Here is a 12,712-nt window from a genome sequence, read left to right as displayed (position 1 = left end):
TGCGTACGGCGGTCATGTGGTTCCCCCGGCGAGGGCGTACTGGTTGGCGGGCCTTGCGAGGCCCAGGTGCTCGCGGAGCGAGCCGCCCGGATAGAAGGTGCGGAACAGACTGCGGTGCTGGAGCAGCGCGACCGTGCCGTTGACGATCCGCTCCAGGTCCCGGTGGGGTGCGATGGGCGCCAGATGGAAGCCGTCCACCGCCGCCTGTCCGTGCCACCGGGTGATCAGCTCGGCGAGGTCGACCGGGCCGCCGCTGTAGTGCGGGCCGCCCCCGGCGAGCTGCGGGTCGCTGCCGGGGCCGGGGTCCGGCGCGGACTCGCTCTCGCCGAGGTCGACGACGAGCGAGACCAGCACCCGGAGTGTGTCCGGGTCACGGCCGTGTGCCTCGGCACGCCGGCGTATGTCGTCGCGGAGGGCGGCGGCCTGGTCGGGTGCGCCCGCCCGTACGAGAACGACATCGGCGTGCCGGGCGGCGGCTTCCCTGCCCTGCTCTCCAGTGCCGTCCACGACGATAACGGGATGGCCCTGTGGCGGCCTGGGGACGATCGACGGGCCGCGCACACTGAACGTGCCGCCCTCGAAGTCGACGTGGTGCAGCTTGGCGCGGTCGACGAACCGCCCTGTCGATATGTCGCGTATCTCGGCGTCGTCCTCCCAGCTGTCCCACAGCCGGGCGGCGACGTCGGCAACATCGGCGGCCTCCCGCCACAGCGCGCCCGCGGGCGCTGCCGGGCGGCGGCCGAAGGGCCGGGCCTCGGCCTCGGTGGTCGACACATCGACCTGCCAGCCTGCCCGGCCGCGGCTCACCCAGTCGAGGGTGGCCACGGCCGTGGACACATGGAAGGGCTCGGTATGGGTGGTGGTCACGGTCGGCACCAGGCCGATCCGTTCGGTGACGGGCGCGACCCTCGACAGTACGGCGAGGGCGTCGAGCCCGGGCCGGGCGAAGGAGTCGCCCAGGGTCACGAAGTCGAGTGCGCCCCGCTCGGCGAGCCGGGCGAGGCCGACGTAGTACGCGGCGTCGTAGTGCGCCGGGCCGTCGAGGGCGACGGCCAGATGAAGAGGCCGGGTGGCGGACATGGCAGAAGTGCCTTTCTGGTGCTGGTCAGTTCTTGGGCTTGGGCAGGCCGGGCGGATTGATCTCGGCCTTCGGGACCGCCTCGCTCGAGAGCCCCCAGCGCTTCAGCACCTTGGCGTACGAGCCGTCCTTGACGATGTGGTCGATCGCGGCGGCGTAGGCCTCGACCAGGCCGCTGCCCCTCTTCGTGGTGGCGGCGATCTTGCCCTGGATGGTCGCGCCGCCGCCCGAGAAGTGCCCGATGATCTCGGTCTGTCCGGCCGAGGCCACGTGGTACGCGGCGGTCGGGTTGGGGCCGAGATAGGCGTCGATGCGGCCGGACTGGAGCGCCAGGTAGTAATCGGTCGTGTTCTGGAAGTACTTGATGTCCACCGGCTTGCGTCCGGCCTTCTCGTTCTCCATGCTCCAGTCGACGAGGATCTCCTCCTGGTTGGTGCCGGAGCCGACGGCGATGGTCTTGCCCGCCACGTCCCCTGGGCCCTTGACCCGCCAGTCGCCGCCCTTCTTCGCCTCGAAGGCGAGCTCGTCGAGCCGGTACGTGGCGAAGTCGTACTTCTCCTTGCGCTCCTCGGTGACAGTGACGTTGGAGAAGACGCCGTCGAACTTTCCGCTGTCCAGGCCGACGAAGAGGTTCTCCCAGGAGACGGCCTGGAAGTCGGGCTTCAGCCCCAGGGTGTCGGCGACGAGGGTGGCGATGTCGAGTTCCACGCCGATGAGGGTCTTGTCGTCGGTGGCGTAGAAGTTGAGCGGTGGGGCGCTGCCGGTGGAGACACCGAGGGTGAGGCTGCCTCGCTTGCGTACGGCTTCCGGCAGTTTCGCGGCGATCGCGTCGGCCTTCTTCGCATGGATACGGTTCTGATTCGGGCCGAGATTGATGGCATCGCCGGTCCCTCCCGCGGGCTTGACCTGGTCGTTCGCGGCGTCGCTCGTGCCGCAGGCGGTGAGCAGGCCGAGGAAGAGGATGGCGGTTCCGGCAAGCGTGATACGTCGGGTGATCATGTCCGAACTCCTTCAGAGGACCTTGGAGAGGAAGGCGCGGGTGCGTTCGTGCTGTGGGCGCTCGAGCACCGCGGCAGGTGTGCCCTGCTCGACGATGCGGCCGTCGTCCATGAAGACGACGGTGTCGGCGACTTCGCGGGCGAAGCCGATCTCATGGGTGACGAAGATCATGGTGGTGCCCTGTTGCGCCAAGTCCTTGATGACGTCGAGGACTTCACCGACCAGCTCGGGATCGAGGGCGGAGGTGGGTTCGTCGAAAAGGAGCAGTTTTGGTTCGAGGGCGAGCGCGCGGGCGATGGCGACGCGCTGCTGCTGTCCGCCGGAGAGCTGTCGGGGGTAGGCGTCTGCCTTGTCGGCCAGGCCCACCCGGGCGAGCAGCTTCTCGGCGGCGGCGACCGCGTCCTTGCGGGGCCGCTTCAGCGCCGAGACGGGTGCCTCGATGATGTTCTCCACCACGGTCAGGTGCGGGAACAGATTGAAGTTCTGGAAGACGAAGCCGATCTGGGTGCGCTGTCTGAGAACTTCGCGTTCACGCAGCTCGTAGAGCTTGTCGCCGGAGCGGCGGTAGCCGACGAGCGTGCCGTCGACGCTGATCCAGCCGCTGTCCACCTTTTCCAGATGGTTGATGGTGCGCAGCAGGGTCGACTTCCCGGAGCCGGAGGGGCCGAGGACGACCGTCACCTCTCCGGCGCGGACCTCGAGGTCGATGCCGCGCAGCACCTCCAGCGTCCCGAAGCTCTTGTGGACCGACCTGACTTCGACCATGGCGCTCATCGCGCGGCCCCCTTGGCGTAGTGACGTTCGACGTAGTGCTGGAGGACGGAGAGCGCGGCGGTCAGGAGGATGTACCAGACCGTGGCGACCATCAGCAGCGGGACGACCCTGCCGTTGCGTCCGTAGACCACCTGGACCTGGTAGAAGAGCTCGCCGATCGCCATGACGGAGACGATCGACGTGCCCTTGAAGAGGGAGATGATCTCGTTGGCGGCGTTGGGCAGGATCGAGCGCATCGCCTGCGGCAGCACGACGCCGCAGCTGGCGCAGCTTGGGGATGCCGAGGGCGGCCGCGGCCTCCAACTGACCGCTGTCCACGGCCAGTACACCGCCGCGCACGATCTCCGCCGCGTACGCCGCCTGGTGCAGCGCGAGTCCGAGGACGGCCGCGCCGAGCGCGCCGACCAGCCCCATCGTGTCGAAGGAGTAGAAGCCGGGTCCGAAGGGAATCCCGAACTGCAGCTCCTTGTAGAGATAGGCGAGGTTGAACCAGAACAGCAGCTGCACGATGAGCGGGATGGAGCGGAACGCCCAGATGTAGGCGACGGCCACCGAGGTGAGGAAGCGGCTGGCCGACAGCCGCATGAAGGCGAGCAGGATGCCGAGGGCGAAGCCGAGCACCGTGCCGTAGAAGGTGAGCTGGAGGGTGACCCAGACCGCCTTGAGGATCGTCTCCGCGGTGAAGAAGCGGGCGAAGACGTCCCACTCCCAGGCGGGGTTGGTGGCCAGTCCGTGCAGGAACTGCGCGACGAGTACGGCGGTGGCGGCGACGGCGACCCAGCGCCAGGGGTGGCGTACGGACACGACCTTCAGCGCGCCGTAGTCCTCGGTGGCGACGACGGCCGCCTTGGGTGGATCGCTGGTGAGCGACATGGGGTTCCTTCGAGTTCCGTGAGGTTCCGTGATGGGTGTACGAGAACGGGGTCTGCGATCACGCGGTGAGGCGGCTGTGACACGCGAGGTCACGCAGTAGGGCGAGCGCGGTACGCGCGGTGGCGTCGTTCTGCGCGAAGGCCGGGCCTCCCGTGCGCGGCCGGGTGAAGGCTCCGCTCGCCCGGGCGGTGGTGTGCGGACCGAGGGCGAAGCGGCGCGGATGCGGCCGGCCCGAGCGGTCGAGCACCCGGCCGTCCTCGGGGTCCACCGAGAGCAGTCCGGTGGGGGTCGCGGCGGCCCCGTCCGCATACAGCGCGCGCAGCAGCGGGCTGCGGGTGCGCTCGAGCGAAGGCTCCGGCAGCCGGGCCTCGACCAGCGCCCGCGCCTCGATCCACTCCCCCGGCACGCTGGCGCTGCCCGCCCGGAAGATGCCGCGCTTCTCGTCGGCCTCGACGGTGATGCCCGCGCCGAGGAAGCGGACGATTCCGGCGCGGGAGAGGGCGAGGAGCTGGCGCAGCCGGGGGCCGGGCGGGCCGGAAGCGAGATAGCTGAAGAAGCCGTGCCACCAGCCGCCGATGTCGCCGAGCCGGATCAGCTGCCCGTAGACCGAGAGCAGTCCGAGGAAGACGGCGAGGTCCTCGCTGTGCGCGGGATCGTGGCGGCGGTCGAGGTCGGCGGTGATGTAGCCGCGCAACCCGTCCTGGAGCGCGTCGTACGAGCCGAAGCGCACCCCGTCGAGCGGGTGGTCGAGCGCTTCGAGGTCGAGGCGGTCGCCGGGGTCGGGGACGGAGGCGGCGACCAGCGTGTGCAGCTCCGGGCTGCCGGGCTGGGCGGCTGCGTATTTCTCCTCGAAGTCGGGCCAGTTGACCGCGGTGCGCTCGGGGTGGGCGGTGAAGAGCCGGTGGTAGTGGGCATAGCCGATCTCTTTGTCGACGAGGGGCCATACGTCGCGGCGGAAGTCGACGGGTCCGCCGAGCAGCGCGTCGACCTGGGCGGATCCGAAGAAGCGTGGCAGCGGGGGCCGTTCGCCCTGCGGCCCGTAACCGATCTTGGAGTGGTACGGGACACCGCGCCGCGATCCGACGTACAGGACGGGCTCCCGGCCCGATGGCACATACTCGCCGTTCTCGTACCGTCCGCCACGCCCCTCGGTGAGCAGCACCATCAGATCGATGAAGGCCAGTCCGAAGCCGCGGACGAGGACGGGCTCAGCGGCGGGGAGCCCGTCGAGGTCGCTGTCGGCGGTGAAGTCCGGCGGCAGATGGAGCAGTGTGTGACGGCGTGCGAAGTCGGCCAACTCAAGCTGTTCGTCGTCGAGTTCGGCGTCGAGGTGGCCGAGGGTGAGCACCACCAGATCGGCGGTCAGCGGCTCCGTACGCCCTTCGAGCCAGACCCGCTGGCGGCCTGCGCGCGGACCGCCGACGCGCACGGCGGTCGCCCGGTGCTCGTGCACCGTGAAGGTCGGCGGCAGGGCGGCCACCGCCTCCTCGTACACCCAGCGCAGATACGCCCCCTGCTGCTGTCTGCCGGGAAAGGTCTGGCCGTCGAGACCGGCCCACTCGGCGAGCGTGGGGCCCGGCCGAACCGGACCCTGCTGCTCGACCGTGTCGTCGGTGAACATGGTGACGTCCTCGGCCATGGAGTTCATCCAGAGCAGCGGGGACTGCTCATGGCGCCAGATCCGGCCACCGCCCGGCGGGTGCGGGTCCACCAGATGGATGTCCAGCGGCAGATCGCCGTACTGCTCGGGGGCGTTGGCGGCCAGTCGCTCCAGGAATCCGGTCCCCCGCGGACCGGCTCCGATCACGACGATGGACGGTCTCATCGCGCGCCCGCCGTGCCGCGGGCGTAGTACCGCTCGACATAGTGCTGGGCGACGCTGAGCAACGAGGTCACCACGACGTACCAGATGGTGGCGACGAGCAGCAGCGGCACGACCTGATAGGTGCGGTGGTAGACGAGCTGCACCGAGTAGAGCAGGTCCTGTACGGCGATCACGCTGACGATCGAGGTGCCCTTCAGGGTGCCGATGAGCATGTTCCCGGCGGGCGGCACGATGGAGCGCATGGCCTGCGGCAGCACGATCCGGCGGAGTCTGCGCCGGCGTCCGAGGCCGAGCGACTCGGCGGCCTGGATCTGTCCGCGCTCGACGGAGAGGATCCCGCCGCGCACCACTTCGGCGGCGTACGCGGCCTCGTGGAGCGTGAGCCCGATGATCGCGATGGTGACCGGGCTCAGCAGATTGACCGTCTTGACGCCGAGGATCTGCGGGTAGAGGGCGCCGATGTTGAACCAGAACAGCAGCTGGACCAGGATCGGCGTCGAGCGCAGCAGCCAGGTGTATCCCCGACTGACGTTTCGCAGCACGGGGTTGGCGGACAGCCGCATCACGGCGAGCAGCGTGCCGAGCGCGAAGCCCAGCACCATGACGACGGCGGTCAGCCAGAGGGTGAGGCCGAGTCCGCGCAGTACGGAGGCCGAGGTGAAGTAGTCGCCGACGACGTCCCACTGGAAGGCGTCGTTGCGTACGACGGAGCTGACGGCGCCCGCGAGCAGCAGCAGTACGACAACTGCCGCCGCCCACTGGCCAGTTCGGCGTACGGGCACGATACGCGGCTGCACAGCGTCGGTCTTGGCCGGCCCGGCCACGGATGATTCGGGGAGGGTGTCTGTTGACACAGCCATGCGAAGGCTCCGTGGATGCAGAGATCGAACACGGGAATGCCTTCACTGGAAACACAACGTGGACCGAGCCCCTCAGCACGATCCGTGTCTGAGGCTAGACGGTCGAAGCGGCCCGCTGTCAAGCCTGTCCAGACTGTGAGCCGTACATCTCAAGGCAGTTGACGCGGAAACGGATGCCTGCTCCACTTGAGCCATGCATTCGCAGCAGTGGCTGGTCACGCGCTCCCACATCGACTTCGGTCGAGTGTGGTCCTCTTCCTGTTGAGCTGACCCCCGCTGCTTCTCGGTGTTCGCGCGCTTTCGCGCCCTCTTCCGCTTTTCGCGCCTTCACACGCACAGCACGCGCATCTCTCCCCTCGCCGTACCCCGCTTCCTTCTGCCTGCTCGAAGAAGGGCACGCATGACGTTCACCCCGAGCCGTGGCTCCGCGCTGTCCGTACTGAGGACCACGGTCGACGACCCCCTGGCCCGCCCGCTCCTGGAGGAGCTGGCGCACGAATACATCAGCCGGTACGGCTCCGCCTTCGATCTGGAGCGCTACCCGTCCGAGGAGTTCGCTCCGCCCTGCGGCGCGTTCCTGCTGCTCCTGGAGCAGGGCCGGCCGGTGGCCGGCGGCGCGTACCGCCGCTACGACGCGAGCACGGCCGAGCTCAAAAGGATCTGGACGCACTCCGCGCACCGCCGCCGCGGCCTTGCCCGGCGGGTGCTGCGCGTACTGGAGCGAGAGGCCGCCGACCGCGGCTACTCCCGGATCTATCTGACCACCGGACCGCGCCAGCCCGAGGCCAAGGGCCTCTATCTGGCCGCCGGATACCGCCCTCTGTTCGATCTGTCCGCAGATCCGGAGTCGATCGGCCCGCTGCCGTTCGAGAAGCACCTGGAGACCCCAGCATCATGAGCAGGACACGCCACGCCGTCGTCTTCACGCTGATCACAGCCGCCACGCTGACGCTGACCGCCTGCGGCTCCGGCGACCCGGCGACCGCCGGCGCCGGCGCCAAGCCGGGTGCGAAGCCCGGCAAGCTCCCCACCACCGATGTGGTGTCCGCGGTCGCGAAGGACGAGGCGGTCGCGAAGCTGGATTCAAGAAGGGCACCCCGCTGGCGCCCGCCTTCCAGGCGGCGGTGAACAAGCTCAAGACGGACGGGACGTACGACCGGATCCTGAAGAAGTGGAGCACGACCGAGTCGGCGATCGAGAAGTCGCAGATCTCGCCACCCGAGATCAAGTGAACCGACGCCAGGTCAGCAGTCACAGCTGCAGCAGTCACAGCAGTCGCAGTCGCACTTGTGGCAGCAGCCCTCGCGCTTCTTGCGGGACCAGGGGCCTTCGTACTCTTCGGCGCAGCACAGCTTGCAGGTGCAGCACAGCCCGACGAAAGCGGCGCAGCCGGCCCAGAAGCCGCGCCTGCCCGGCTTCTGGGGCTCCTGGTGGAAGCCGGGCGGCATACCGCCGGGCCCACCAGGACCGCTGGGGCCGCCCCCGCCGTAGGGGTTGCCGGGGCCGTACGGTCCCTGGCCGTACGGCCCCTGGTCATACGGACCGCCCTGTCCCTGGTACGGGCCCTGCGGCGGGCCTCCGTACCCCTGGTGCGCGCAGGTCGTCGTCCCGAACGCCCGGTTCACCGAGTTCTGCAGCTCGTGCGCCAGCAGCACATGCACCAGCTTGTCGTCGGCGAAGCGGGCGTCGCGCAGCGCGAGCCGCACCCCGTGCACCGCGTCGTCGGCGAGCCGTCGCGCCTCGGCCGGCGAGGTGCCGGTGGCGGCGAGAGGGTTCCAGGCACCCGACGCTGCGTCAGCTTCCCTGTCCTCGACGGCATCCAGCAGATGCGCGAGCCGTCCGAAGAGCTTGCCGGCCTCGGCCAGCGGTGCGATGTTCTCCGGCCGTCCGGCCAGTACGGCGGTGTGCGCGAAGGCGGCCGCCGTCGCCGTCTCGGTCGGCTCGGTGACGGTCAGCAGCGAGGTGCCCGGCCCGGCCAGCGCCTCGATCCCGCTCTGCCTCTCGACGGCGTCGAGCAGCACCGCGGTGTCGAAGCCGAGCTCCGCGCCGGTGCGCGCCCCGGCCCGGTCCCAGCCCGCGGCGACCCGGAGGGCGGGGGCCGCCACCGGCCTGCGGGCCAACACCCCGTCCCGGTCGGCGACGTGGTCCCGTATCTTCGCCGACGCCAGCACCAGGGAGACGGCGGCCGCCAGGCGCGCTCCTTCGCCCCGGGCGACGGGTGCGGTGCGCATGGCGCGCAGCGGACAGGGGCCCGCGGTGCGCCGGGAGGCGGGGGTGCGCTCGGTCTGAGCCTCCGTCAGAACCGAGACGATCAGGCCGTCGTAGTTGGTCACGACCCGGGCGAACTGACCGTGGTCGGCGCGAAGTGCCAGACAGAGTCCGCACAGATGGGCCATCCACTCGGTCTTGAGCCCATCGGTGAGGCGATGAGTGCATGGCCTGACGATTCCGAACACGACGGTCCCCCGAGAGTCGTTCCACAGTGCGGCACGCATCGTATCGAGCGATCCGTTCACCCGGACGCGCCCACCGTCACCCGCGTGACACGACTTTCATATTTTGGGCCCGCAACCCCCCGTACACAGGAAGAATATTGACGAATCGCCACATCTTCTGCACCAGTACCGTCACGAATCCCCTGCGCGGCGACTATCTACTTGGCGCGCGATCCGCATCATGGACGACCATAGGGATGCGGAACGAGAAAAGACCGCAATGAGCGGACTGGAGCGGAAGGAGGCGTCCATGGGATCTGTGCGCAAGGCAAGCGCCTGGCTGGGACTCGTCGAGGACAGTGACGAGCGTTACTACGACGAGGAGTACGCCGAGGGTGCTGAGGCGGGTGACGCGTGGGTCACCGACCCGCGGGTGCGCGTGGCCTCCGAGTCCGCCCAGGAACAGGGCCGCCGGATCGCTACGGTCTCCCCGGACAGCTTCCGGGACGCCCGCGGCATCGGTGAGCTGTTCCGGGACGGCGTCCCGGTCATCGTGAACCTCACGTCCATGGAGCCCTCCGACGCCAAGCGCGTCGTGGACTTCGCCGCAGGGCTGACCTTCGGGCTGCGCGGCTCGATCGAGCGCGTCGCCACCCGGGTCTTCCTGCTGAGCCCCGCCGACACGCAGGTCGTCAGCGGGGAAGCCGCGAGCCGTTCTTCGCAGGACGGCTTCTTCAACCAGAGCTGAGCATGGGGGGCACCTCCCAGCGTCAGCTGGGGGAGCTCGCCGACCGCCGCCGGGTCACCGGAAGGCGTCCAGGCCGGTGAGCGCCTTGCCCAGCACCAGCTGGTGCATCTCGACGGTGCCCTCGTAGGTGAGCACCGACTCGAGGTTGGTCGCATGGCGCATCACGGGGTACTCCAGCGAAATCCCGTTCGCTCCTAGGATGGTGCGCGAGGTGCGGCAGATCTCGATCGCCTCCCGCACGTTGTTGAGCTTCCCGAAGCTGACCTGCTCGGGGCGGAGCTTCCCCGCGTCCATGCGGCGGCCCAGATGGTGGGCGAGCAGGATCCCCTTGTGCAGTTCCACCGCCATGTCGGCGAGCTTGGCCTGGGTGAGCTGGAAACCGCCGATCGGCCTGCCGAACTGCTCGCGCGTCTTCGCGTACTCCACGGCGGACTCGAAGCTGGACCGCGCCGCCCCCATCGAGCCCCACACGATTCCGTAGCGGGCGTGCGTGAGGCAGCTCAGCGGGCCCTTCAGACCGGTGACGCCCGGCAGTACGGCGTCGGCGGGCAGCCGTACCTCGTCCAGGACCAGCTCACTGGTGACGCTGGCGCGCAGCGACCACTTGTGCTTGATCTCGGGGGCGGAGAAGCCGGGGACGTCGGTCGGCACGGCGAAGCCGCGGATGCCCTTGTCGGTCTGCGCCCACACCACCGCGACCCCGGCCACCGAGCCATTGGTGATCCACATCTTGCGGCCGGTGAGCACCCAGTCCGAGCCGTCCCGCTTGGCGAAGGTCCGCATGCCCGCCGGGTCGGAGCCGTGGTCGGGCTCGGTGAGGCCGAAGCAGCCGATGATCTCGCCGGCCGCCATGCCGGGCAGCCAGCGCTGCTTCTGCTCCTCGGAGCCGAAGCGGTGGATCGCGTACATGGCGAGTGAGCCCTGGACGGAGACGAGCGAGCGGATGCCGGAGTCGGCGGCTTCGAGCTCCAGGCAGGCGAGGCCGTACTGGACGGCGGTGGCGCCCGCGCAGCCGTATCCCTTCAGGGACATGCCGAGCGCGCCGATCGAGCCGAGTTCGCGGGCCAGCTCGCGGATGCCGGGGAGTTCGCCGCGCTCGTACCAGTCGGCGATGTGCGGCAGGACACGGTCGGCGGCCCAGCTGCGGACGGTGTCGCGGATCGCGAGATCCTCGGGGTCGAGCAGATCGTCGATGCCGAGGGGGTCGCTGGGGTCGAAGGGCGGCAGCTTCGAGGGTGCGGACATGGGCGTGGCCTCCGGCGGCGCTCACACAGCGGAACACAGAAAACTAGCAGTGTTAGTTACTGCTCCGGCTGACGTTACGGCTCAGTGTGCCGGGCGTCCAGACCCGGCCGCCTCGGCAGGCTCGCGGCTCGCCGGGAGCGAGACTTCCGGGCGCCTCGGCTTCGGGCACTTCTCGGCGGTGACAGTCGCGCACTCCATGACCTTGGGCAGCCGCAGCGCGGCGAGCGCGCCGAGCAGCAGCAGGCCCGCACTGACCAGGAGCGTTATATGGAGGCCGTTGACGAAGGAGTGGCGCGCCGTGCTGCGCACCATCGCGCCCGCGGGGCCGCCGAGCCGGTCCGCCACCTGGTAGGCCTCGCCCAGCGAATGGGAGGCGGCCGAGCCCGCCGATCCCGGGACGCCGGTGAGCGAGGCGAGCGCGGGCGCGTACGCCGCGTTCATGACGCTGCCGAGCAGCGCGATGCCCATCCCCGCACCCAGTTGGTAGGAGGTCTCGCCGATCGCGGCAGCCCCGCCCGCCTGGTCCGCCGGTGCCTCGCTGAGCATCGACTCGTACGCGGCGAACAGCGTGGTCTGCAGTCCGAAGCCGAGCAGCACGAAGCCCGTGGTGAGCAGCCAGGGCCGGTCGTGCTGTCCCATCAGGGTCAGCAGCAGCACGGCCGCGGCGGTGAGCACGAAACCCCAGCCGACCATCCGGCGGGGGCCGATGCGGTGCAGGGTGTGCGAGCCGGTGGCGCCGGCGGCCATCGCGGCGAAGGTCAGCGGCAGCAGTCGCAGGCCGGTCTCCAGCGGGCTCAGCCCGAGGACGAGCTGGAGGTACTGGACGGCGATCAGCTCCAGGCCGACCAGCGCCAGCATGGCGAGAATGATGCAGCCGACGGAGGTGGAGAAGGCGGCCCTGGCGAACATCCGCATATCGATCAGCGGATGCTCGCGGCGCTTCTGCCGCCGTACGAACAGGGCGAGCAGCACACCGCCCAGCAGCAGCGGCCCCGCCGTCCTGATGTCGAGGACGGTGTCGCCCGCGCCCAGCCGCTTGATGCCGAGGACCGCGCCGAGCACACCGGCCGCGGCCATCAGCGCGCCCAGTACGTCCCAGGGCCCGTCGGCGCCGCCCCTGGACTCGGGCAGCAGCCAGCGGCCGACGGGCAGGATCAGCGCCATCAGCGGGATGTTGATCAGGAAGACCGAGCCCCACCAGAAGTGTTCGACGAGAAAGCCGCCGAGGACCGGTCCGGTGGCGGCGCCGACCGCGGCGACCGCGGTCCATATGCCGATCGCCGTCGCCCGCTCCCGCCTGTCGGGGAAGACCGCGCGGAGGATCGAGAGCGTCGCGGGCATGATCATCGCGCCGCCGACGCCGAGCAGGGCGCGCGCCCCGATCAGCACCTCCGGGGTGGGGGCGAATGCGGCGGCCAAGGAGGCGACGCCGAAGATGCCGTAACCGATCAGCAGCACACGGCGGCGGCCGACCCGGTCACCGAGCGTGCCGAAGAGGATCAGCAGCGCGGCGCAGATGAGGGGGTACGCGTCCACGATCCACAGCAGCTCGACCCCGCTGGGGCGGAGGTCCTCTGTGACGGCGGGGACGGCGACGTGCAGCACAGTCGCGTCGAGTGCGACGAGCAGCAGGCTTATACAGAGGACGACGAGGACGACCCAGCGGTTCGCACCGCCGCCGGCGGCACGCAGCCGTGCTCCGGTCGTGATCGTCCCGGACATGTACGTACCTCCCAATGAGTCCCTCGCGCTCGGCGGGCCAGCCGGGGACAGTGCTGCTGTCCCACAGGGCGGTCCGGCATCGACGGGCGAGTGAGCCGCCAGCGTACGCGAGATCCGGCGTGTGGCGCGTGGTCCATCTCTCACCTGGTCGGG

General features: G+C 69.9%; 11 protein-coding genes and 2 pseudogenes. 4 read left to right on the top strand and 9 right to left on the bottom strand.

The genetic code is table 11. The annotated features are described in order from the left end of the window. Window positions 1-12: 12 nt before the first annotated feature. The 6 genes and pseudogenes from ACH492_RS22815 to ACH492_RS22790 all read right to left on the bottom strand — a co-directional run bounded on the left by ACH492_RS22815 (window position 13) and on the right by ACH492_RS22790 (window position 6,409). A complete protein-coding gene (locus tag ACH492_RS22815) occupies window positions 13-1,080 on the bottom strand; it encodes an LLM class flavin-dependent oxidoreductase (protein ID WP_398989324.1) in 1,068 nt (355 codons plus the stop codon). Between the two features lie 25 nt (window positions 1,081-1,105). Continuing rightward, a complete protein-coding gene (locus tag ACH492_RS22810) occupies window positions 1,106-2,077 on the bottom strand; it encodes an ABC transporter substrate-binding protein (protein WP_398989322.1) in 972 nt (323 codons plus the stop codon). 12 nt (window positions 2,078-2,089) lie between these two features. Further along, window positions 2,090-2,842, bottom strand: a complete 753-nt coding sequence (locus ACH492_RS22805; RefSeq protein WP_398989739.1) for an amino acid ABC transporter ATP-binding protein — start codon at window positions 2,840-2,842, stop codon at window positions 2,090-2,092. Window positions 2,843-2,847: 5 nt separating this feature from the next. Further along, window positions 2,848-3,724 (bottom strand): annotated as a pseudogene (locus ACH492_RS22800) (amino acid ABC transporter permease). Window positions 3,725-3,782: 58 nt separating this feature from the next. Continuing rightward, a complete protein-coding gene (locus ACH492_RS22795; protein WP_398989320.1) occupies window positions 3,783-5,549 on the bottom strand; it encodes an FAD/NAD(P)-binding protein in 1,767 nt (588 codons plus the stop codon). Further along, complete coding sequence (locus tag ACH492_RS22790; RefSeq protein WP_398989318.1) at window positions 5,546-6,409, bottom strand: amino acid ABC transporter permease; 864 nt, start codon at window positions 6,407-6,409, stop codon at window positions 5,546-5,548. Before ACH492_RS22790 ends, ACH492_RS22795 begins: the two co-directional genes overlap by 4 nt. 400 nt (window positions 6,410-6,809) lie before the next feature. Here ACH492_RS22790 and ACH492_RS22785 point away from each other — a divergent pair, with 400 nt between their 5' ends. The 3 genes and pseudogenes from ACH492_RS22785 to ACH492_RS22775 form a co-directional block, all read left to right on the top strand. Next, window positions 6,810-7,307: a GNAT family N-acetyltransferase gene (locus tag ACH492_RS22785; RefSeq protein ID WP_398989316.1), complete on the top strand. Its 498-nt coding sequence runs from the start codon at window positions 6,810-6,812 to the stop codon at window positions 7,305-7,307. Further along, on the top strand, window positions 7,304-7,537 hold the full coding sequence (locus ACH492_RS22780) for a hypothetical protein (protein WP_398989314.1): 234 nt from the start codon (window positions 7,304-7,306) through the stop codon (window positions 7,535-7,537). The genes ACH492_RS22785 and ACH492_RS22780 overlap by 4 nt, the downstream gene beginning before the upstream one ends. Then, window positions 7,492-7,641 (top strand): annotated as a pseudogene (locus ACH492_RS22775) (ABC transporter substrate-binding protein); the annotation flags it as partial. The gene ACH492_RS22780 and the pseudogene ACH492_RS22775, both read left to right, overlap by 46 nt. Window positions 7,642-7,653: 12 nt before the next feature. Here the strand turns inward: ACH492_RS22775 and ACH492_RS22770 are convergent. After that, a complete protein-coding gene (locus tag ACH492_RS22770; RefSeq protein WP_398989312.1) occupies window positions 7,654-8,904 on the bottom strand; it encodes a DUF5685 family protein in 1,251 nt (416 codons plus the stop codon). A 250-nt stretch (window positions 8,905-9,154) separates the two neighbouring features. Between ACH492_RS22770 and ACH492_RS22765 the strand changes: the two genes are divergently transcribed. Next, window positions 9,155-9,592: a cell division protein SepF gene (locus ACH492_RS22765; protein ID WP_398989311.1), complete on the top strand. Its 438-nt coding sequence runs from the start codon at window positions 9,155-9,157 to the stop codon at window positions 9,590-9,592. A 54-nt stretch (window positions 9,593-9,646) separates the two neighbouring features. On the opposite strand, the gene ACH492_RS22760 is transcribed toward ACH492_RS22765, so the two are convergent. Beyond that, a complete protein-coding gene (locus ACH492_RS22760; protein WP_398989309.1) occupies window positions 9,647-10,837 on the bottom strand; it encodes an acyl-CoA dehydrogenase family protein in 1,191 nt (396 codons plus the stop codon). A gap of 81 nt (window positions 10,838-10,918) precedes the next feature. Further along, complete coding sequence (locus tag ACH492_RS22755; protein ID WP_398989307.1) at window positions 10,919-12,559, bottom strand: MFS transporter; 1,641 nt, start codon at window positions 12,557-12,559, stop codon at window positions 10,919-10,921. Window positions 12,560-12,712: the final 153 nt, after the last annotated feature.

The organism is Streptomyces sp. NPDC019443, from assembly GCF_044389785.1.
Taxonomy (GTDB): Bacteria; Actinomycetota; Actinomycetes; order Streptomycetales; family Streptomycetaceae; genus Streptomyces.
This window is presented reverse-complemented; position numbering and strand designations above follow the sequence as displayed.